Origin of the sequence: Sphaerisporangium album (assembly GCF_003323745.1) — a bacterium.
Taxonomy (GTDB): domain Bacteria; phylum Actinomycetota; class Actinomycetes; order Streptosporangiales; family Streptosporangiaceae; genus Sphaerisporangium; species Sphaerisporangium album.
On record NZ_QOIL01000008.1, the window covers coordinates 284,254 to 303,691 of the forward strand.

20 protein-coding genes are annotated in these 19,438 nt (G+C 71.8%); 13 read left to right on the top strand and 7 right to left on the bottom strand.

The window, feature by feature from the left end; translation table 11 throughout:
* The first annotated feature begins 52 nt into the window (after positions 1-52).
* Positions 53-265 (top strand): hypothetical protein, encoded by a 213-nt coding sequence (locus DQ384_RS16670; RefSeq protein WP_245966535.1) that lies wholly within the window; start codon positions 53-55, stop codon positions 263-265.
* 167 nt (positions 266-432) lie between these two features.
* On the top strand, positions 433-1,173 hold the full coding sequence (locus DQ384_RS16675; protein ID WP_114029722.1) for a metallophosphoesterase family protein: 741 nt from the start codon (positions 433-435) through the stop codon (positions 1,171-1,173).
* A gap of 230 nt (positions 1,174-1,403) precedes the next feature.
* Here the strand turns inward: DQ384_RS16675 and DQ384_RS16680 are convergent, their stop codons facing one another.
* The 6 genes from DQ384_RS16680 to DQ384_RS16705 all read right to left on the bottom strand — a co-directional run bounded on the left by DQ384_RS16680 (position 1,404) and on the right by DQ384_RS16705 (position 6,753).
* Positions 1,404-1,796 (bottom strand): STAS domain-containing protein, encoded by a 393-nt coding sequence (locus tag DQ384_RS16680; RefSeq protein ID WP_114029723.1) that lies wholly within the window; start codon positions 1,794-1,796, stop codon positions 1,404-1,406.
* A gap of 31 nt (positions 1,797-1,827) precedes the next feature.
* The gene (locus tag DQ384_RS16685; RefSeq protein WP_114029724.1) at positions 1,828-2,238 is read right to left on the bottom strand and encodes an ATP-binding protein; all 411 of its coding nucleotides are present in this window, start codon (positions 2,236-2,238) and stop codon (positions 1,828-1,830) included.
* Positions 2,232-4,340, bottom strand: coding sequence for a PP2C family protein-serine/threonine phosphatase (locus tag DQ384_RS16690; protein ID WP_114029725.1), 2,109 nt, complete (start codon positions 4,338-4,340; stop codon positions 2,232-2,234). The genes DQ384_RS16685 and DQ384_RS16690 overlap by 7 nt, the downstream gene beginning before the upstream one ends.
* 126 nt (positions 4,341-4,466) lie before the next feature.
* Positions 4,467-5,333 (bottom strand): HAD family hydrolase, encoded by an 867-nt coding sequence (locus DQ384_RS16695; protein ID WP_114029726.1) that lies wholly within the window; start codon positions 5,331-5,333, stop codon positions 4,467-4,469.
* Positions 5,334-5,420: 87 nt separating this feature from the next.
* Positions 5,421-6,104, bottom strand: coding sequence for a DUF5667 domain-containing protein (locus tag DQ384_RS16700; protein ID WP_114029727.1), 684 nt, complete (start codon positions 6,102-6,104; stop codon positions 5,421-5,423).
* A gap of 121 nt (positions 6,105-6,225) precedes the next feature.
* A complete protein-coding gene (locus DQ384_RS16705; RefSeq protein WP_245966536.1) occupies positions 6,226-6,753 on the bottom strand; it encodes a sigma-70 family RNA polymerase sigma factor in 528 nt (175 codons plus the stop codon).
* 301 nt (positions 6,754-7,054) lie between these two features.
* Between DQ384_RS16705 and DQ384_RS16710 the strand changes: the two genes are divergently transcribed.
* On the top strand, positions 7,055-8,731 hold the full coding sequence (locus DQ384_RS16710; protein WP_114029729.1) for an antibiotic biosynthesis monooxygenase: 1,677 nt from the start codon (positions 7,055-7,057) through the stop codon (positions 8,729-8,731).
* A gap of 16 nt (positions 8,732-8,747) precedes the next feature.
* Here DQ384_RS16710 and DQ384_RS16715 read toward each other — a convergent pair whose 3' ends face one another.
* Positions 8,748-8,996: a glutaredoxin family protein gene (locus tag DQ384_RS16715; RefSeq protein WP_114029730.1), complete on the bottom strand. Its 249-nt coding sequence runs from the start codon at positions 8,994-8,996 to the stop codon at positions 8,748-8,750.
* Between the two features lie 278 nt (positions 8,997-9,274).
* On the opposite strand from DQ384_RS16715, the gene DQ384_RS16720 reads away from it, so the two are divergent.
* The 10 genes from DQ384_RS16720 (at position 9,275) to DQ384_RS16765 (ending at position 19,408) form a co-directional block, all read left to right on the top strand.
* The gene (locus DQ384_RS16720; protein WP_114029795.1) at positions 9,275-9,970 is read left to right on the top strand and encodes a redox-sensing transcriptional repressor Rex; all 696 of its coding nucleotides are present in this window, start codon (positions 9,275-9,277) and stop codon (positions 9,968-9,970) included.
* Complete coding sequence (locus DQ384_RS16725) at positions 9,967-11,313, top strand: glutamyl-tRNA reductase (RefSeq protein WP_114029731.1); 1,347 nt, start codon at positions 9,967-9,969, stop codon at positions 11,311-11,313. Before DQ384_RS16720 ends, DQ384_RS16725 begins: the two co-directional genes overlap by 4 nt.
* On the top strand, positions 11,310-12,245 hold the full coding sequence (gene hemC, locus DQ384_RS16730; RefSeq protein ID WP_114029732.1) for a hydroxymethylbilane synthase: 936 nt from the start codon (positions 11,310-11,312) through the stop codon (positions 12,243-12,245). The genes DQ384_RS16725 and hemC overlap by 4 nt, the downstream gene beginning before the upstream one ends.
* A 62-nt stretch (positions 12,246-12,307) precedes the next feature.
* Positions 12,308-13,909, top strand: coding sequence for a bifunctional uroporphyrinogen-III C-methyltransferase/uroporphyrinogen-III synthase (locus tag DQ384_RS16735; RefSeq protein ID WP_114029796.1), 1,602 nt, complete (start codon positions 12,308-12,310; stop codon positions 13,907-13,909).
* 75 nt (positions 13,910-13,984) lie between these two features.
* The gene (gene hemB / locus DQ384_RS16740) at positions 13,985-14,971 is read left to right on the top strand and encodes a porphobilinogen synthase (RefSeq protein ID WP_114029733.1); all 987 of its coding nucleotides are present in this window, start codon (positions 13,985-13,987) and stop codon (positions 14,969-14,971) included.
* A gap of 93 nt (positions 14,972-15,064) precedes the next feature.
* A complete protein-coding gene (locus DQ384_RS16745; RefSeq protein ID WP_114029734.1) occupies positions 15,065-15,718 on the top strand; it encodes a bifunctional DNA primase/polymerase in 654 nt (217 codons plus the stop codon).
* A 70-nt stretch (positions 15,719-15,788) separates the two neighbouring features.
* On the top strand, positions 15,789-17,093 hold the full coding sequence (gene hemL / locus DQ384_RS16750) for a glutamate-1-semialdehyde 2,1-aminomutase (protein WP_114029735.1): 1,305 nt from the start codon (positions 15,789-15,791) through the stop codon (positions 17,091-17,093).
* A gap of 49 nt (positions 17,094-17,142) precedes the next feature.
* Positions 17,143-18,072, top strand: coding sequence for a LysR family transcriptional regulator (locus tag DQ384_RS16755; RefSeq protein WP_114029736.1), 930 nt, complete (start codon positions 17,143-17,145; stop codon positions 18,070-18,072).
* 13 nt (positions 18,073-18,085) lie between these two features.
* The gene (locus DQ384_RS16760) at positions 18,086-18,727 is read left to right on the top strand and encodes a histidine phosphatase family protein (protein ID WP_114029797.1); all 642 of its coding nucleotides are present in this window, start codon (positions 18,086-18,088) and stop codon (positions 18,725-18,727) included.
* Between the two features lie 102 nt (positions 18,728-18,829).
* Complete coding sequence (locus tag DQ384_RS16765) at positions 18,830-19,408, top strand: TlpA family protein disulfide reductase (RefSeq protein ID WP_245966538.1); 579 nt, start codon at positions 18,830-18,832, stop codon at positions 19,406-19,408.
* Positions 19,409-19,438: the final 30 nt, after the last annotated feature.

The following is a 19,438-nucleotide window of genomic DNA, read 5'->3' on the forward strand; positions in this document are numbered from 1 at the left end:
CGAATCGTCGTCGCGTGCTAAGTTCCTGATGCGGTCGAGCGGAGCGGGGGCAGTGATCTTCACTTACGAGTTCGCCATCGTCGAGTGGTTGTGGGACCAGGAGGCCATCCGGGTCAACATGCCCGGGGGAAACGAGCGCGTCCTGGCCGGCAGCCACGACGAGGTGGTCGCGCTGCTCTCCGAGTTCGGTGGTCAGGGCTGGGATGTGGCCACGTGCGCGGCCGCCGGCAACTGGCTGTTGTGGACCCTGCGCCGCCAGCTCTGATGCCCGCGGACTCCACGCTGATGCCTACGCGTCGGCAGTGACATGGTCCCCACCTCCGTGCGTGGGCCTGTTGCGGTCAGGCCGGATCCTACGGTTCTCGACCGGCATTCGATCGCGCATCGCGAACGCCGTAGCGTGGCGGGGGGCGGCCGTGCAGGGTGGGAGGCATGCGAATAGCCGTACTTTCCGACATCCACGGCGTGCTGCCGGCCCTCGAAGCGGTGCTCGCCGACCCCGACGTGGCGGCGGCCGACCTGCTCGTCCTCACCGGGGACATCGCCGCGGGCCCCCAGCCTGTGGAGACGCTCGATCTGCTGACCGGCCTCGGCGAACGCGTGCTGTGGGTCAACGGCAACGCCGACCGCGAGCTGGTCGAGGTCGCCAGGGGCGGGCCGTGCGAGTACGAGATCTCCCGATGGGCAGGCGAGCGGCTTCGCCCGGACCAGGTCGACCTGCTGGCCGCCCTTCCCGACCGGCAGGTGCTGGACCTCGGCAGGCTCGGCACCACCCTCTTCGTCCACGCCACGCCGCGCCGGGACGACGAGATGATCCTCGTGGACAGCGCGCTCGCCCGGTGGGCCGAGGTGCTCGACGGCGTCACCGCCGACACCGTGGTGCTGGGCAACACCCATATGCCGTTCGTCCGGCTGGTGGACCGCAGGCTCGTGGTCAACCCCGGGTCGGTCGGCATGCCGTACGGGACCTCGGGCGCCCACTGGGCCCTGCTGGACTCCGGCATTGGCGCGGTCACCCTCCGCCGCACTCCGTTCGACGCCGCCGCCGCGGCGAGCCGGCTGGTGGCCGAGAGCGGCTTCGACGACATCGAGCAGTGGGTCGCCGAGTTCGTCACCGCCACCTACTCCGACACCGAGGCCCTGGACGACTTCGCCAAGGCCGAAGGCCGCTGAGCACCCCCGGCCAGTTCAGCGGGAGGTCACCGCCCCTGCTATGGCGCGAGTCAGGTCACCCGAGTGGCCGGTAGGTTCCAGATGGCTTGCCGACCTGGGGCGTCGAGGCGGACGGTCTGTTCGTCCGGCCTGATGTGGACGGTGAATTCGCGCTCGGGAGGCTCGCCGGCGTCGCGCCAGGCGGTTACGGCGTGTGTGGAGGGGGCGAAGTTCGGATCAGGCGCCGTGGCCTACGGGGTCAGGGCGGCTTCTACGGTCGGGTAGATGGGGAGGATCGAGGTCAGTTGGGCCAGTTCGAGGATGCGGCGGACGTTGGGGTGGACGCGGGCGACGCGGAAGGTCGCGTCGGCGGACCGGCTCTGCTTGTAGGCCATGACCAGGGCGCCGATGCCGCTGGAGTCGCAGAACTCGACGCCGCTCATCTCCAGGACGACGTGCCGGACCTCCGGGTCGGCGAAGCGCTGGGCGAGATAGGCGCCGAGGCGGGGCGCGGTGTGGTAGTCGGTCGCGCCGGACACGGAGACCACGCGCACGTCGCCGCGACGTTCCTCGGAGATGTTCATCTCCCACTGCGGGCCGAGCGGCGAAGGGGTGGACCCCTGCGGTTCGTCGGGGGATTTCATGTGGTCTGCTCTGCCTTCGTGGTCATTCGTCCTACTGTGCTCGGCCCGGTGCGGGTGTGAGGTCGACCTCCGCCCAGACGACCTTTCCTTCTGCTCCTTCCGCCCGGGGACTCACGCCCCATCGGGTGGCGATCCGTTCCACGAAGAACATGCCGCGGTGCCCGACGTCGCTGACCTCCGCGCGCAGGACGCGCGGCGGGCTCGGGTCGCCGTCGCCGACCTCCACCCGCAGGACGTCCCCCAGCCGGGTGAGGCGAACGGTCAGCAGTGTGGTCGCGGCGCGGGCGTGCTGGACGGCGTTGGCCACCAGCTCGTCCGTGATGATCGCCATGTCCAGCGCGTGGTCCGGCAGGTGCCACAGCCGGAGGGTGGCCTCGACGAGCAGCCGGGCGGCGGTGACCGACGCCGAGACCGGAGGGAAGTCCTTGGCGGCGGTCAGCATGCGCCGCGCCCTGGTTCGCTGCGGACGTAGAGCAACGCGATGTCGTCGTCGTGGCCCCGCGCGCCGATGCACTCACTGAGCAAATGTTCGCACAGCGCCTCGGCCGCGGACGGGTCTTCCACCGATCCCCAGGCGCGGGCGAGCGTCGCCATCCCGTTGTCGATGAGTTCGTTCCGCCGTTCCACCAGCCCGTCGGTGTACAGCAGAAGCTGCGAACCGGCCGGAAACGGGACGGTCTCCTCTTCGTAGTCGAAGCACACCACGCCGAGCGGCGGCCCGATCTTGCCGTCGGCGTGGCGGGTCTCGCCGTCCGGCCCGCGCAGGAGCGGGGGCAGGTGGCCGGCGTTGGCGATGGTCAGCGTCCGCGCCACGGGGTCGTGGACGGCGAAGGTGCAGGTCACCAGGCGTTTGGTGTCGACGTCGCCGAGCAGCGCGTCCAGCCGGCGCAGCATCTGACCGGGCGGCAGCCCCATGATGGCGTAGGCCCGGACGGCGGTGCGCATCTGGCCCATGACGGCGGCGGCCTGGATGCCCTTGCCCATGACGTCGCCCACGACGAACGCGGTGCGGCCGTCCCCCAGCGGGACGAGGTCGACCCAGTCGCCGCCGACCTCGGTTCCCTGGGCGGCGGGCAGGTAGCGCCAGGCGGTGGTGAGCCCATCGGCCTCCTGGAGCGGCGGCAGCAGCGTCCGCTGGAGCTCCACCGCGGCATCGCGCTGCTGCTGGTAGAGGCGGGCGTTGTCCATGGCGACGGCGGCCTGGGCCGCGACGCCCGCGGCGAGCCGCTCGTGCCGGGCGGTGAACATGCCGGTCTGCGGGTGGCCGAAGAAGAACCCGCCGAGCACCTTCCCGGACGGGGAGATCACGGGCACGGCGAGGTAGCTGCGGACGTCCAGGTGGCCCTGCGGCATGCCGTGGTAGGGGGCGTTCCTCCCATAGCGCGCGTCCTGCTTGACGTCGTCCAGGCGCAGGATGCCGAGCCCGCGGAAGGTGTGGTCGAACACCTGGGTGTTGCGCGGCATGGGGAACCTGGCGAAGGTCTCGCGCGGCACCCCGGACAGCACGTAGAGCAGGTACGACTCGCCGCTCATGTCCTCGACGTTGTAGAAGAACGAGCCGAACGCCGCGCCGGTCAGCGTGGTGGCGGCGTCGCAGGCGCGCTGGACGATCACCTGGAGGTCGAGCTCGGCGGCGAGCGTGCGGCCGACCTCGTGGAGCGTCTCGACGACGCTGGTCTCCTCGCGCAGGCGGTGTTCCTGGTCGCGCAGGACGCGCTGCGTCTCGCTGAGGTCGGTGACCAGGTTCTCCAGGTGCGCCGCCTGCTGCTGCGCGGAGGTCTCCAGGACCTCCAGCAGCTCGGTGAGCGCCTGCTCGCGGGCCGAGCCCGCGCCGGTGGACGCGTCGTCCAGGTGCCCGAGCAGCCCCAGCCGGACGCTCACCGCGACGCTGCGGAACATCCTGGCCGTCTCGGTGGAGACGGGGACGCGGGAGAACAGGACGAGCGCGAAGATCTCCCCGCCGGGGAGCGTCCCGCCGAAACCGAGCACGGACCGGGCGCCGTGGTCGGCCGGGGAGCTGCCCCGCGGGAGCCCGGAAAGGGGGCTGCCGGTGGCGTCGGGGACGTGGAAGACGTCGAACCGGTCGCCGTGGGCCCGCTCGTCGCCGCGGACGGTGGCCTCGACGTCGAGCCCGAGGTGGCTGATCAACGCGCGGAGCATGGGGGCGCGGGTCACCGCCTCGGCACTGGTCATAGGGATCGCGAGGTGGTGGCGGGAGAGGGTGAGGTCGTCCCATTCGGGGGTGTCGCCGCGGGTGGCGATGAGGTTGAGGCAGCGCAGGTCCCCGTCGGTGGGGCCGGCGGGCAGTTGCTCGTCGGCGACGCGCTGGGCCTCCGGGGTGAGGTCGGCGTACCTGCGGCTGACGAACAGCCGGGCGAGGACGCACTCGGGCTCGCCGGTGACGGGGTCGACCAGGTTGTCGCGGAGGTAGTCCACCATCGACCGCGCCGCCTCGTCCAGTGAGGCGGCCTCGTCACCGAGGCGTCGTAACCGTGCGCCGCAGCGGACCATGTCACTCAGCGAGAAGGTCACCAGATCGAACACGTGACTCCTTGGCGCCCGGCACCTGGGTACGGTGGCCGCTCGACTGCCCCTGTCGCGTGGTCGATCTTATACCAGGTCAGCGGACACGTCCGGAAGAGGTGAGGATCGGCGGCGTGCGGAGGAACGTCAGATCGAGCGGTAGTGCTTCCTGAGGGCGATCGCGGCGGCCACGCCTCCCGCCAGGGCCCCCGCGCCCGCCGCGATGGGCAGGCCGATCATCGTCGCCTTGCGCCCGGTGCGGAAGTCGCGCACCGTCCAGTCGTTCTTGCGGGCGTGTTCGAGCAGCTCGCTGTCGGGGTTGATCGCGCAGGGGTGGCCGACGAGGCGCAGCAGGGGCAGGTCGTTGGCCGAGTCGCTGTAGGCGGTGCAGCGGGACAGGTCCAGGCCCTCGCGCCGCGCCAGCGCCTTGACGGCCTCGGCCTTGGCGGGACCGTGCAGCAGGTCGCCCACCAGGCGCCCGGTGTAGACGCCGTTCTCGGTCTCGGCGACGGTGCCGAGCGCGCCGGTCAGCCCGAGGCGCTGGGCGATCACGCGGGACAGCTCGACGGGCGTGGCGGTCACCAGCCACACGCGCTGGCCCCGGTCCAGGTGGCTCTGCGCGAGCGCGCGGGTGCCGGCCCAGATGCGGTCGGCCATCACCTCGTCGTAGATCTCCTCGCCGAGGCGCACGACGTCCTCGACCTTGAGCCCGACCACGAACGCCAGGGCCGTCTCCTTGGCGCGGGCGATGTGCTCGGGGTTCTCGTTGCCGCGGACGCGGAACAGGGCCTGGCCGATGGCGAACTTCAGCAGGTCGCTGGTGGTGAAAAGCCCGCGGGAGGCGAGCCCGCGGGCGAAGTGGTAGATCGAGGCGCCGCGCATCATCGTGTTGTCGACGTCGAAGAACGCCGCCGCGGTCGGGTCGGGCTCGGCGACGGGGGCCGTTACGGCGGCCGCCGCCGCTACTTCGCCGGCGATCTCCGCCTCGGTACGCCGTCGTAGTAACCGCCTCATAGCACTTCAGCTTAACCATGTGGAGGGGATGAAATCGGTGTACGTGGCGTTAGCGTGGCGTGACGGTCTGGCGCACGCGAGGGGACGTCAGGGGGTGAGGTCGTCGATCATGTCGAGGTACGCGCTGGCCTTCATGCGGTCACCCTCGCCGAGCTGCGGGATCATGGGCTCGACGACGTCGCGCTGCTGCTCGGTGAACCGCTTGAGCGCCGGCGTCTGCTTGCCGCGCCGCTTCACGTGGCCGAGCTCGGTCAGCGCGGAGCGGGTGGTGCGGGACATCTCGTCCAGCGTCCGCCCGATCAGCTTCTCGCGTGCCGAGTCGGGGTAGCCGAGCAGGGCGGCGGCCTCCGTGGCGCGGGAGTGGGCCGCGTTCAGCTCCCGCCTGGCGCGTTCGGTGTCGTCGGTCGTCAGGCTCAGCAGGGTGGCCTCGGCCGCGCGCTTGATCGGGTAGAGGTGGTCGCCGGGGACGGCGTCGTAGGTCCGCACGCCTGTGAAGAACATCACGCCCACCATGGCCACGATCATCGCCGCCGGACGCACCCTCCGGAGCAGGGACGGTCGCCGCGGGGGCGTCTCGGGGGCGGGGGCGGACCTGGCCCGGTAGGCGGCCAGCACCTCCTCGCGCAGGCGCGCCCGGAAGTCGGGGCGCGGGCCGGTGCCGGACTCCGAGCCGATCTCGTTCAGCCGTGCGATGAAGTGGGGCTGGGGATCCCGCCGCGTGACGGCGGCCCATCGCCTGAGCAGCCACCGCGTAGGCCCCCACTTGCCCATGAAAGCTCCCTGCCGGACGCACTACGATGATCCATAGGTGCTACCTGCCCAACGACGCGGAGAGTCCTCAGGTTACGGCCGCCCGCGCCCGCGGCGGCCCCGCGCCGGCCGCCGGCCGTGATCAATTGAGGTCGTCCGGAAGCGCCCTGGCCAGGGCACGGATCGCGCGGAACTGCAGAGCCTTGATCGCGCCGCTCTTCTTGCCCATGATCAGCGCGGTCTCGGCCAGGGACATGCCGTGCAGGAAGCGCAGGACCACGCATTCCTGCTGCTCGGGCCCGAGGTCTCGCACGGCCCGCAGCACGCGCTCGGTGATCATGGTGGCGACCACGGCGTTCTCCGGAATGTGCGCGCCGTCCAGGGGGGTGTCCAGCACCTCGGCCGTGGACACCTCCATGCGGTACCTGCCGGACTTGTAGTGGTCGGTGACGAGATTCCTGGCGATCGTCACCAGCCACGCGCCGACGTCCCTGCCCTGCCAGGTGAAGTGGCCGATGCGCCCGAGGGCGCGCAGGAACGTTTCACTGGTGAGATCCTCCGCCAGCATGTGGCAGCCGACCCGGAAGTAGACATAGCGATAGACAAGATCGACATAACGGTCGTAGAGCGCCGCGAAGGCGTCGGCGTCGCCGGTCTTGGCGCGGAGCACCACTCTCCGGAGCTCATCGCTCTCCGGGGAGGGACGCTCTCGCTGGTCAGCGGCGGCGCGCGTGGGGTTCACTGTGTCGGCCGATCCTGGTGGGGAAAGCCCGGCGACCGACCATGAGTTCGACATCCGGTATCCCTGGGGAGGAAAGGGAAGGGCGCGTGCGTGCGGCAACACTCTAGAAATCATCGGGAAATTGCACAATCCACTTTGCCTCAGTAAGTAGCTCGCGTAACAGGAGTGATGCGGCACTCCGGGCACCGGCTACCGGTTTGGAGGTAATGTCCGGCAGAGTTGAGCCATCATGGAAGTCCTCGTTGCCGTCACCGCCTTCGCCGGTGCACTGTTCGCCGCCATCACGACCGGCATCCTCGTCGGACGTCTCCGTGACGAGCGGACCGGCTGGCTCATCGCCTGGACCATCACCACCGCGTCCCTCTGCCTGGCCCTCGGCGCCGTCGCGATCGGGCACCTCATCGGGTTCGGCCCCGCGACCTTCCGCGTGTACCAGATCACCGGGGCGTTCCTGGCGCCGTTCTGGCTCGCCATCGGCATGGTGCAACTGCTCGCGCGCGGCTCGGCCGCCCGCTTCGCCGCCTGGCTCTTCGGGATCGCCCTCACGCTGATCACCGTGGTCATCCTCACCGTGGACCCGATCAGCGAGGCCGGCAGGCTCGGCAAGGCGCTCCCCATCGGGGACACCCACTGGACGATCATCCCGACCTCGCTGCTGACCGTCGCGCACGGCGCCACGTACCTGATCCTGATCGGCTGCCTGATCGTCGCGGTCCTGCGCTGGCGCGGAGGCGGCGACTCCGACGCCGACAACATGCACGCCGGGGTGGTGCTCACGCCGACCGGGCTCGCGATCGTCGGCGTGGTGCGGTTCGCAATCCCCGGGGTGTTCGCCGCGCTGGTGATCACCCTCATGGTGGGGGCCGTGTGGTACGCCGTCGCGCGACCGCTCGCGCCCTACGACGAGGAGCGCGACGACACCGACGACGTGTGGGACGAGGCGCGCACGCCCAGCAGGCGCCGCGCCCCCGAGCCGTCCGAAAGGTCCCCCGAGTCCGGTCCCATGCCGGTCTCCGCTCCCCCCATGCCGCCACCCCGCCGCTCGGGCCTCGGCGACCTCGTGGCGGAGTACCGGGCGGGCGATCCGGGCGAGGTGGACTTCGCCGCGCGCATGCAGCCGTCCGGCGGGTTCGAGGGTCGCGGCGGCCCGATGACCGGCGAGTTCATGGGCCCGGGGCAGCCGGGCGCGTCCAATCCGCTCAACCAGCTCAACCAGCAGGGACTTCACCAGGGCCCGCCGGGCGAGCAGCCGCCGTTCGGGGAGCAGTCCCCGTACGGCCCGCCGGGGCGGTTCGGGCAACCGGATCAGCCGGGGCAGCCGGGGCAGTTCGGGCAGCACGGCAGGCCCGGCGGCTACGACGCAACGGTCGAGGCCGGCCTCCCCGGGCAGAACGGGTCGCACCGGGCGCCCGGTCAGCCGGACTACTCGATGCCCGCCACGGGCGTGCTCTTCTCCGGCGCCGAGGCGCAACAGGCCTTCGGCCGCCCCGACCCGCCGGCGGCTCCTGAGGGTCTTGGGGGACGCGGGGCGCGGGGCCTGGCGTCCTCACCGTCCGGCGGCTCGGTGAAGCCGTCCTCCAGCATCTACGGGCTGCTGACCGTCTTCACCCTCATGGACGGGGCCGGCGAGGCGTTCGACCGCCTGGCCGAGGAGACCGTCGAGGCCGTCCGGCGCAGCGAGCCCGACACCTTGATCTTCATCTGCCACGCGGTCAAGTCGGCGCCGCTCCAGCGCATCGTGTACGAGATCTACCGCGACGAGGTGGCGTTCACCGAGCACCAGCGCCAGCCGCACATGGAGCGCTTCGCCCGCGAGCGGGTGGCGCACGTGCTGGCCGCCAACGTGATCGAGCTGAACGTCAACGCCGCCAAGGTCGTCCCGCTCCCCACGGCGTACCGGGTCTGAGGGAGGCCCGAGGAGGTCAGCCGCCGAGGGCGGTGCGCAGGCGGGTCTCGTCGACTCGCCAGAAGTCGTGCTGCACGCCGTCGATCAGAGTGACGGGGATCATGTCCCAGTACGCCTTCTGGTCGGCCTCGGAGGCGGTGATGTCGCGCTCCTCCCAGGTGACGCCCAGGTCCGCCGCCACGCGCCGGATCACGGCCCTGGCGTCGTCGCAGAGATGGCATCCTGGTTTGCCCAGCAGAGTGATCGTGTGATCTCGCGGCGCCATGCGCCCAGCCTAACGGCCCCGCCCGGCCCGGCACGGTCCCGGAACGGTCGCCGGCAGGGGTCCGGTACGCGCTCGCCGAGGTCGGGGCCGGATCCCGGACCGCCACCCTTAACTGGGAGAGTGAACACCCGAGAGTGGGCTTCCGCACTTTGTGCATGTCTTCACAAAGGGATTAACCTGGAAGCCTGCGCCCTCCTCGACATCCGTCGCAACCGCGAGCGCGGCCGGGGCGCACCGGCCGCCCGTCCCCTGGAGTCCCGGCCGAAGTGATCCGCCGCATGTCTCAAGCGCGTGAACGTGGCATCCCCGATGCGACGGTCGCCCGGCTGCCCCTTTACCTGCGGGCCCTCAACGGGCTCGCGGAGCGGGGTACCGCGACCGTCAGCTCGGAGGACCTGGCCGTCGCGGCCGGGGTGAACTCCGCGAAGCTCCGCAAAGACCTGTCGCACCTCGGGTCGTACGGCACCCGCGGCGTCGGCTACGACGTCCAGTACCTCATCTATCAGATCTCCCGTGAGCTCGGTCTCACCCAGGACTGGGCCGTGGCGATCGTCGGCGTCGGCAACCTCGGCCGCGCCCTCGCCAACTACGGCGGGTTCGTGTCGCGGGGCTTCCGGGTGGCCGCGCTGTTCGACGCGGACACGTCCGTCGTGGGGGAGCGCCTGGTCGGCATGCCCGTCGAGCACATCGACGAACTCGAGGACGTGATCCGCACGCGGGACATCTCGATCGTGGTGATCGCGACGCCCGCCGCGGCCGCGCAGCCCGTGGCGGACCGGGTCATCGCCTCGGGCATCACCAGTATCTTGAACTTCGCCCCCGTTGTGCTCAATGTGCCTGACGGAGTCGATGTCCGCAAAGTTGACCTATCGACCGAACTTCAGATCCTCGCGTTCCATGAGCAGCGCAAGGCGGATCGTGAATCAGGGAGCCCCATCATGGCGGAGAACTTGGCGGAGGCGATGGACGCATGAGTCTTCTGACCGTGGGTCTCAGCCACAGGACGGCACCCGTGGCCTTGCTCGAACGCGTCGCGGTCACCGGCGACGCCCTCGTGAAGCTGCTGCACGACATCAGAAGCGATGAGCACGTGGCCGAGGTGATGATCGTCTCCACGTGCAACAGGGTCGAGGTCTACGCCGAGGTCGACCGGTTCCACGGCGGTGTGACGGCGGTCACCGAGATGCTGAGCGCGCATTCGGACGTCCCCCAGGACCAGCTGACGCGCCATTTGTACGTGCACTACGAGGACCGCGTGGTCGAGCACCTTTTCACCGTCGTGTGCGGGCTCGACTCGATGGCGGTGGGCGAAGGCCAGATCCTCGGCCAGGTGCGCCAGTCGCTGCGGCTCGCCCAGGAACAGGGCACCGCGGGCTCCACGTTGAACGAGCTGGCCCAGCAGGCGCTGCGGGTCGGCAAGCGCGCCCACACCGAGACCGGCATCGACCGCGTGGGGGCCTCCCTCGTCGGGCTCGGCCTGACGCTGGCCGAGCGGGTGCTCGGCCCGATCCAGGGCAAGCGGGCGCTGGTCGTGGGCGCCGGGTCGATGAGCGCGCTGTCGGCCGTGACGCTCGGCAGGGCCGGGGTCACGGACATCGTCGTCGCCAACCGCACCTTCGAGCGGGCCGCCCGCCTGGCGCAGAGCGTGGGCGGCCGGGCGGTCGAGCTGGCGGACGTCGAGAGGGAGCTGGCCTCGGCCGATGTCGTCATCTCCTGCACCGGAGCGGGTACCGTTGTCATCGGCACCGAGATGGTGGCGCGGGCGGCGCGGGGCAAGCCGCTCTTCCTGCTCGACCTCGCGTTGCCGCACGACGTCGACCCGGGCGTCCGCATGCTTCCCGGCGTCACCCTCGTCGACCTGGAGTCGATGCAGGAGGCCGGGTTCGGCGGCGACGGTCACGACGGCGGCGCCTCCGACGAGGTCGCCGCGGTCCGCTCGATCGTGTCCGCCGAGGTGTGCGAATATCTCCGGGCCGAGCGCGCGGCCAAGGTGACGCCGACGGTGATCGCCTTGCGGGCCAAGGCGGCCGACGTCGTCGAGACCGAGATCGGGCGCCTGGTCACCCGGGTTCCCGAGATCGACGGGCGGTTGCGCGGAGAGATCTCCCAGACCATCCGCCGGGTGGTGGACAAGCTGCTCCACGAGCCGACCGTGCGTGTCAAGCGGTTGGCGGCGTCTCCGGCGGGCGATCATTATGCTGAGGCGCTGCGCGAGCTGTTCGACCTGAACCCGAAGGTGCCCGAGGCAGTGACGAGAGCCGAGGTGGCCGAGGTGGAGACGGACGCGACCGGTCGATCCGGCGAGGAGGACGCATGAGCGAGAGCCTGTTGATGGCGAGCCCGCGCGTCCTTCGGCTGGGCACGCGCCGCAGCCTGATGGCGACCACCCAGTCCCAGCAGGTGGCCGACCGGCTGACCGCGCTCACCGGCCGTCCCGTCGAGCTCGTCGGCGTCACGACCTTCGGCGACGTCACCAAGGCGCACCTCGCCCAGCTCGGCGGCACCGGCGTCTTCGTGAGCGCCCTGCGCGACAAGCTCATCGAGGGGGAGATCGACTTCGCGGTCCACTCCCTCAAGGACCTTCCCACCAAGCCGGACCCCCGCGTCGTGATCGCGGCGATCCCCACCCGCGACGACCCCAGGGACGCCCTGGTCGGCCCGGTCGGGCTCGCCGGCCTGCGCCCCGGCGACAAGGTGGGCACGGGCTCGCCGCGCCGCGTCGCCCAGCTCCGCGCCCTTCGCCCGGACCTGGAGTACGTCGCGATCCGCGGCAACGCCGACACCCGCATCGGCAAGGTGACCTCGGGCGAGCTGCGGGCCGTCGTGCTGGCCGCCGCCGGGCTCGGCCGCCTCGGCCGCGCCGCCGAGATCTCCGAGCTGTTCGAGGTCGCGGACATGCTGCCGGCGCCGGGCCAGGGAGCCCTCGCCGTAGAGTGCCGCGCGGGCGACGAGGCCCTGATCGACCTGCTGTCCGTCCTCGACGACACGCGCACGCGCGCGGCGGTGACCGCCGAGCGCGAGGTGCTCGCCGCGCTGGAGGCCGGGTGCAGCGCGCCCGTAGGTGCGTACGCCTCCGATGACGGGCACATTCTCAACCTGACCGCCGCCGTGGTGGCCTTCGATGGCACGCGGTCGGTGCGCAAGTCCACCGCCGGGGATCCCTCGGCCGCCATGGAGCTCGGCCGCGAACTCGCGACCGCCATGATCGCCGAGGGGGCCGGCACGTTGATGGGGGAGCGGACCCATTGAGCTCCGGAAGCCAGACCAGCAAGATCGCCGAGATGGGCAAGCCTGAGACGGGCGCGCTCGGCATGACGAGCGGCGCAGCCGAGCAGACCGGCCACGACGCCGGGCGGCGGCGCGCCGGTTTCGTCGCGTTCGTGGGGGCGGGCCCCGGGGACGAGAACCTTCTGACCCTGCGTGGCGCCGACCTTCTCGCCCGCGCCGACGTCGTCGTCCTCGACCAGGAGGCGTACGGCGCGCTGTTGCGCCACTGCCCCGAGGACGTCATCGTCGTGGACGTCGCCGCCGAGTCGGGCGCGGTGTCGCTGAAGGCGGTGCAGCACGCCAAGGCCGGGTGCCGCGTCGTGCGCCTGTGCGCGGGCGACCCTGGCTTCTTCTCCTCGGTGAGCGAGGAGGTCGCGGCCTGCGCCAAGGCGGAGGTCGACTTCGAGATCGTGCCGGGTGTGACGCCGGCGACGGCCGTGCTCACCTACGCGGGCATCGCCCCGGCGGCGTCGGTCCCCGAGTTCCGCATCGTGGACGCCACGCGCGTGGACGACTGGTCGCCGCACGCCGCCTGCGAGGGCACCCTGGTGATCTACAACGGCGTCCAGGACGCGGTGGCGATCGGCAAGGCCCTGATCGCGGGCGGCAGCCCGGACACCACGCCCGTGGCGGTGACGCAGAGCGGCACCACGACCGAGCAGTACACCGTGGTCTCCTCGCTCGGCAGGCTCGCCGCCGACCTGAAGCACGCGGACATCGCCGAGCCCGCGGTGATCGTCGTCGGCGACGCCGTGACCACCCGCGACCGGCTGTCGTGGTTCGAGAACAAGCCGCTGTTCGGCTGGCGCGTGCTGGTGCCCCGCACCAAGGAGCAGTCGGCCGGGCTGTCGGAGCAGCTCAGGTCGTACGGCGCGGTGCCCGAGGAGGTGCCGACGATCTCCGTGGAGCCGCCGCGCACCCCGCAGCAGATGGACCGCGCGATCAAGGGCCTGGTGACCGGCCGCTACGAGTGGGTGGCGTTCACCTCGGCCAACGCGGTCAAGGCGATCCGCGAGAAGTTCGAAGAGTACGGCCTGGACGCGCGGGCGTTCGCGGGGCTGAAGGTCGCGGCCGTGGGCGAGGCCACCGCGAAGGCGCTGATCGCGTTCGGCGTCAAGCCCGACCTGGTTCCCGTGGGCGAGCACTCCTCGGAGGGGCTGCTCGCCGAGTGGCCGCCGTACGACTCGATGCTCGACCCGATCAACCGGGTGCTGCTGCCCCGCGCCGACATCGCCACCGAGACGCTGATCGCCGGGCTGACCGAGCTCGGCTGGGAGTGCGACGACGTCACGGCCTACCGGACGGTCCGCGCGGCCCCGCCGCCCGAGGCGATCCGCGTGGCGATCAAGAGCGGCGGGTTCGACGCGGTGCTGTTCACCTCGTCCAGCACGGTCAGGAACCTCGTCGGCATCGCCGGCAAGCCGCACAACGTGACGGTCATCGCGGTCATCGGGCCGCAGACCGCCAAGACGGCGGAGGAGTTCGGTCTGCGGGTGGACATCATGGCCGACAACCCCTCGGCCGGAGCCCTGGCCGCCGCCCTCGCCGAGTACGGCGCCAAGCAGCGTCAGGCGGCCCTCGCCGCCGGAGACGTCCCCCGCCGGCCCTCGCAGACCCGCAGGGGAGCACGGCGCCGGGCCAGGTGACCCACCACAACCAGCAGAGATCCCCATCGTGACCGGCCGCGCGCGGCCGGCGCGAGGTCAGGGAGGGGAGACACGATGAACGCGGGCTTTCCGGTCGCGCGGCCCCGGCGGCTGCGCAGAAACGCGGCTATCCGCCGCATGGTGGCGGGCACGCGGCCGCACCCGGCCGAGCTGGTGCTGCCGATGTTCGTCAAGGAGGGCATCAGCGACCCGCAACCGGTCGCGTCCATGCCCGGAGTGGCGCAGCACACGCTCGACTCGCTGCGCAAGGCCGCCGGGGAGGCGGCGGAGGCGGGCGTCGGCGGGCTGATCCTGTTCGGCGTCCCGGCGGCGAAGGACGCCGTGGGTTCGGCGGCCGACGACCCGGACGGCATCCTGCAGAAGGCGCTGGCCGAGCTGAGCGCCGACCTGGGCGACGCCATCGTGATCATGAGCGACACCTGCCTGGACGAGTACACCGACCACGGGCACTGCGGCATCCTCACCCCCGAGGGCGAGGTCGACAACGACGCGACGCTGGAGCGCTACGCCTCGATCGCCGTGGCGCAGGCGCGCGCCGGGTCACAGGTGATCGCGCCCAGCGGCATGATGGACGGCCAGGTCGGCGCGATCCGCGCGGCCCTGGACTCCGCCGGCTTCTCGCACCTCCCGATCCTGGCCTACTCCGTCAAGTACGCCTCGGCGTTCTACGGACCGTTCCGCGACGCCGCCGAGTGCGCGCCGCAGTTCGGCGATCGCAGCGCCTACCAGCAGGACCCGGCAGGGCCGGTCGGAGAGGCGCTGCGCGAGGTCCGCCTGGACCTGGACGAAGGCGCGGACGCCGTCATGGTCAAGCCCGCACTGGCCTACCTGGACATCCTGCGCCAGGTGCGCGACGCGGTGGACGTGCCGGTCGCGGCCTACCAGGTGAGCGGCGAGTACGCGATGGTGGAGGCGGCGGCGGCCAACGGCTGGATCGACCGCGATCGCGTCATCATGGAGTCGCTCACCGCGATCAAGCGCGCGGGGGCTGATCTGATCCTCACCTACTGGGCTACGGAGGTGGCCAGAAGACTACCCTGACGGGCCATTTTCCGGGGTTTCCGGGGGTCGGGTCACCTCGTCCGCCCGCCATCGGGCATCATCGGGGAAAGGCGAGGGTGGGGGAGGAACACGATGGTGGGGGTGCCGCTGGCGGCCCGCAGGGCCAAAAAGCGAGGCCGGGCCCATGGAAGAGCGCAGACGATCACCTCGGTGCTCGAATACGCCGAACTGGGCTGGGCGAGCTGCCTGGGCGCGCATCCGCTGCGCGAGGGAAGGCGTGCCTGTTCGTGCGACCGGGTCGGCTGTCCCGATCCTGGGGCGCATCCGTTGTCGCCGGCCTGGCAGATGATGGCGACCACGGACACCGCGCTGCTCACCCGATGGTGGGAGCAGAATCCCGAGGCGAACGTGATCCTTCCCACGGGAAGGGTGTTCGACGTATTCGACGTGCCGGCCTCCGCCGGGCACACGACGCTGCTCGCGATGGAGGAATCCGGCTTCGCGACGGGCCCGGTGGCCGCCAACGGCGACCGGGTCCTTTTTTACGTCGCCACGCGGGGCGCGCCCGAGGACGAGGACGAGTGGTGGTCCTGCCACCTGGACTACGGCCCCGAGACCATCGACGAGACGCCGGGCCTGCGCTGGCACTGCCGCGACAGCTACGTGCTCGCGCCGCCGTCGTCGCTGGTCGACGGCAGCCAGGCCCGCTGGCTGCGCCCGCCCGACGGCCGTCCCCTGCCCGACCCGCTGCACGTCCTGGACCGCCTGGCCGACGCCATCGAGTGACCCGCCCCGGCGCGCGAGCGCGCCGGAGGCGGCCGTCCGGCCGCGTCGCCCCGGGCACTAGCCTGGATCCGTGAGCCGTACGAAGATCTCAGAGGCCCTGTTCGACCGTTCCCGCGCCGTCGTGCCGGGCGGGGTGAACTCCCCGGTGCGCGCGTTCGGCGCCGTCGGCGGCACCCCGAGGTTCATGGAGTCCGGCGAGGGGCCGTACGTCGTCGACGCCGACGGCAACCGCTACGTCGACCTGGTGTGCTCGTGGGGGCCGATGATCCTCGGCCACCGCCACCCCGCCGTGGTCGAGGCCCTGACCGCCGCGCTGGCGCGGGGCACCTCGTTCGGCACGGCGACCCCGGGCGAGGTCGAGCTGGCCGAGGAGCTGGTCGCGCGCGTGGGCCCGGTCGAGAAGGTCCGCCTGGTCAGCTCCGGCACCGAGGCCACCATGTCGGCGGTGCGGCTGGCGCGCGGCTTCACCGGCCGCTCGCGCGTGGTCAAGTTCGCCGGGTGCTACCACGGGCACGTGGACGCGCTGCTGGCCTCCGCCGGGTCGGGCGTCGTGACCTTCGGGCTGCCCGACACCCCGGGCGTCACCGGCGCGTCGGCCGCCGACACGATCGTCCTTCCGTACAACTCGCCCGAGGCGGTCACCGAGGCGTTCGCGGCGTACGGCGGCGAGATCGCCTGCGTGATCACTGAGGCGTGCCCGGCCAACATGGGGGTGGTGCCCCCGGCGCCCGGCTTCAACGCGCTGCTGCGCGAGCTGTGCACGGCCTCGGGCGCCCTGCTCATCCTGGACGAGGTGCTGACCGGCTTCCGCGTCTCGGCGTCCGGCTGGTACGGCCTGGAGCCAGTCGAGGCCGATCTGATGACGTTCGGCAAGGTCATGGGCGGAGGGCTGCCCGCGGCGGCGTTCGGCGGCCGGGCCGAGATCATGGACAGGCTCGCCCCCGAGGGGCCGGTGTACCAGGCGGGCACGCTCTCGGGGAACCCGCTGGCGTGCGCGGCCGGCCTGGCCACGCTGCGCGCCTGCGACGACGACGTGTACGACCGGGTGGACGCCGCCGCGCTGATCGTCGGCCGCGCCGCCTCGGACGCGCTGGCCGCCGCCGGGGTGCCCCACCGCCTCCAGCGCGCGGGCAACCTATTCTCGATCTTCTTCACGGCCGGCCCCGTCACCGATTTCGAAGGGGCCCGCACGCAGGACACCGGGGCGTTCCGGGCGTTCTTCCACTCGATGCTCGACCAGGGCGTCTACCTGCCGCCGTCGGCGTACGAGGCATGGTTCCTGTCGGCGGCGCACGACGAGGAGGCGCTGACCCGCGTCGCCGAGGCGCTGCCCGCCGCCGCCAAGGCCGCGGCCGCCGCGTCCCAGGGGTCCTGAGATTCAGTTCACCGGCGACTTCCGACGGTCAATCGTTTAGCATCGCTATATGTTGGATCTCCACCGGCTCAAGGCCCTGCACGCGGTCTCCGTGTACGGCTCGGTCGGCGCCGCGGCCGAGGCCCTCATGGTCACCCCCTCCGCGATCTCCCAGCAGCTCGCCAAGCTGGAGCGCGAGACCGGGTCCACGCTGCTGGAGCGCAACGGGCGCGGCGTCAAGCTCACCGACGCCGCGGGGCTGCTGGCCGAGCACGCCGAGCGCATCCTCGCCCTGGTGGAGACCGCCGAGGCCGACTTCGAGGCCCTGCGGGGCACGGTCGTCGGGCGCCTGCTGATCGGCGCGTTCCCGACGGCGGCCCGGGGGGTCATGCCGCTGGCGCTCGGCGAGCTCAAGCGGCGCCACCCCGAGCTGGACCTGATGATGTACGAGCGCGAGCCCGAGCGGCAGGTGCGCGAGGTCGCGCGCGGCGAGCTGGACCTGGCCATCGTCCAGGACTGGCAGAACCGGCCGATGGCCATCCCCGAGGGGCTGTCGCGGGCGCCGCTGTTCGAGGACCCGGCCGACGTCGTCCTCGCCGCCGGCCACCCGCTGGCGGGGAGGTCCGAGATCGACCTGGCGGAGCTGACCGGCGAGCGGTGGATCGGCTCGTCCCCCGGCATGGTGTGCCACGACTGGCTCGTGCTGACCCTGCGCCAGGCGTCGCTGGAGCCCGACTTCTCCTGCATCGCCGACGAGTACCCCACCCAGGTCGCGCTGGTCGGGGCCGGTCACGGCTGCGCGCTCATCCCGCGCCTGGGCCGGGGCGGGCTGCCGCCGGACGTCCGGGCCGTGCCGTTGAAGCCCAGGCCCATCAGGCACATCTTCGCGGTGTGGCGGACGGACGCGGCGCGCCGCCCGGCCATCCGCGCGGCCGTCGAGGTGCTGCGCAGGATGACACCCCCGCCGGGCCTCACGACCGCCGCGCGGCCGGGCCAGTAGGCTGGTGTCCGTCATGACTGAAAGCACCGTTGTTCACCTGCTCCGTCATGGAGAGGTGCACAATCCCCAGGGCCTCCTGTACGGACGGCTGCCCGGGTACCACCTCTCAGAGAACGGCCGTTCGATGGCCGAGATGGTGGCCAAGGCCCTCGCCGGCCGCGACGTCGCCGCGTTGTACTGCTCGCCGCTGGAGCGCGCCCAGGAGACCGCCGCGCCGGTCGCGCAGACCTTCGGGCTGCCCGTCCAGACCGACGACCGGCTGACCGAGGCCGACAATGTCTTCCAGGGCCTGGTCATCGGCGGCATGTTCCGCGCGCCGGGCAACTACCGCCACCTGTGGAACCCCGCGCGTCCCTCGTGGGGCGAGCCGTACACCGAGATCGTCGAACGCATGCGGTCGATCATCAACGAGGCGCGGGCCGGGGCGCGGGGGCACGAGGTCGTGCTGGTCAGCCACCAGCTTCCGATCTGGATCATCCGCCTGGCCGCCGAGGGCCGCAGGCTCTGGCACGACCCGCGCCGCCGCCAGTGCGCGCTGGCGAGCCTGACCAGCCTCACCTTCGAGGGAGACCGGCTGGCGAGCGTGGGGTACAGCGAGCCGGCGGGCGCACTCATCAAACCGCCTAAAATGCTCAAACCGGCCAAACGGCGGTAGCAACCCGATACCCGCACGGGTACCGCCCCGATTTCGAGGGCGCGCGGCGTGCTGGGTAGGGTTTGAAGCTCTACCGGTCGTAGTACAAGGAGACCCCTCTCGGTGTCCGCGAAGCCACGTGCCCTCGTCGCCGTCGTGCTCGCCATGACGGCTCTGGCGGGCTGCGCCGGAACCCAGGGAACCCAGCCGCAGTCCGGTGACACGCGGTACGTCGCCGGGGACGGCACCATGCTGGTCGTCCCCGCCGCGCAGCGCCAGGCGGCCCCGGAGGTCCGGGGCGAGACCCTGGAAGGCACCGCCGCCGCCCTGGCCGACCACAAGGGCAAAGTGCTGGTGCTCAACTTCTGGGCCTCGTGGTGCGCGCCCTGCCGCAGCGAGGCGCCCGTGCTCAAGGACGTCGCCGCCAAGACCAGGGACCGCGGCGTCAGCTTCCTCGGCGTCGACTTCAAGGACGACAAGGCGCAGGCCATGGCCTTCCAGCGCACCCAGCAGCCGGGGTACCCGAGCCTGTTCGACCAGCCTGGCAAGGTGGCGCTCGCCTTCCACGGCATGGTCAACCCGGCGGCGATCCCGTCCACTCTGGTGCTCGACCGCCAGGGGCGCGTCGCGGCGCGCGCCCTCGGCGAGGTCAAGTACTCCGACCTGCTCGACGTGGTCACCAAGGTCAGCGATGAGAAGTGAGGCCCGCGCCCGCGGCGCCCGTGTCCCCAC

Coding starts and splice junctions, on each gene's coding strand:
- DQ384_RS16675 (WP_114029722.1), top strand. CDS start 433: ATGCGAATAGCCGTACTTTCCGACATCCACGGCGTGCTGCCGGCCCTC.
- DQ384_RS16755 (WP_114029736.1), top strand. CDS start 17,143: ATGTTGGATCTCCACCGGCTCAAGGCCCTGCACGCGGTCTCCGTGTAC.
- DQ384_RS16760 (WP_114029797.1), top strand. CDS start 18,086: ATGACTGAAAGCACCGTTGTTCACCTGCTCCGTCATGGAGAGGTGCAC.
- DQ384_RS16735 (WP_114029796.1), top strand. CDS start 12,308: ATGACGAGCGGCGCAGCCGAGCAGACCGGCCACGACGCCGGGCGGCGG.
- DQ384_RS16680 (WP_114029723.1), bottom strand. CDS start 1,796: ATGAAATCCCCCGACGAACCGCAGGGGTCCACCCCTTCGCCGCTCGGC.
- hemC (WP_114029732.1), top strand. CDS start 11,310: ATGAGCGAGAGCCTGTTGATGGCGAGCCCGCGCGTCCTTCGGCTGGGC.
- DQ384_RS16725 (WP_114029731.1), top strand. CDS start 9,967: ATGAGTCTTCTGACCGTGGGTCTCAGCCACAGGACGGCACCCGTGGCC.
- hemB (WP_114029733.1), top strand. CDS start 13,985: ATGAACGCGGGCTTTCCGGTCGCGCGGCCCCGGCGGCTGCGCAGAAAC.
- DQ384_RS16710 (WP_114029729.1), top strand. CDS start 7,055: ATGGAAGTCCTCGTTGCCGTCACCGCCTTCGCCGGTGCACTGTTCGCC.
- DQ384_RS16695 (WP_114029726.1), bottom strand. CDS start 5,333: ATGAGGCGGTTACTACGACGGCGTACCGAGGCGGAGATCGCCGGCGAA.
- DQ384_RS16715 (WP_114029730.1), bottom strand. CDS start 8,996: ATGGCGCCGCGAGATCACACGATCACTCTGCTGGGCAAACCAGGATGC.
- DQ384_RS16745 (WP_114029734.1), top strand. CDS start 15,065: ATGGTGGGGGTGCCGCTGGCGGCCCGCAGGGCCAAAAAGCGAGGCCGG.
- DQ384_RS16720 (WP_114029795.1), top strand. CDS start 9,275: ATGTCTCAAGCGCGTGAACGTGGCATCCCCGATGCGACGGTCGCCCGG.
- DQ384_RS16685 (WP_114029724.1), bottom strand. CDS start 2,238: ATGCTGACCGCCGCCAAGGACTTCCCTCCGGTCTCGGCGTCGGTCACC.
- DQ384_RS16700 (WP_114029727.1), bottom strand. CDS start 6,104: ATGGGCAAGTGGGGGCCTACGCGGTGGCTGCTCAGGCGATGGGCCGCC.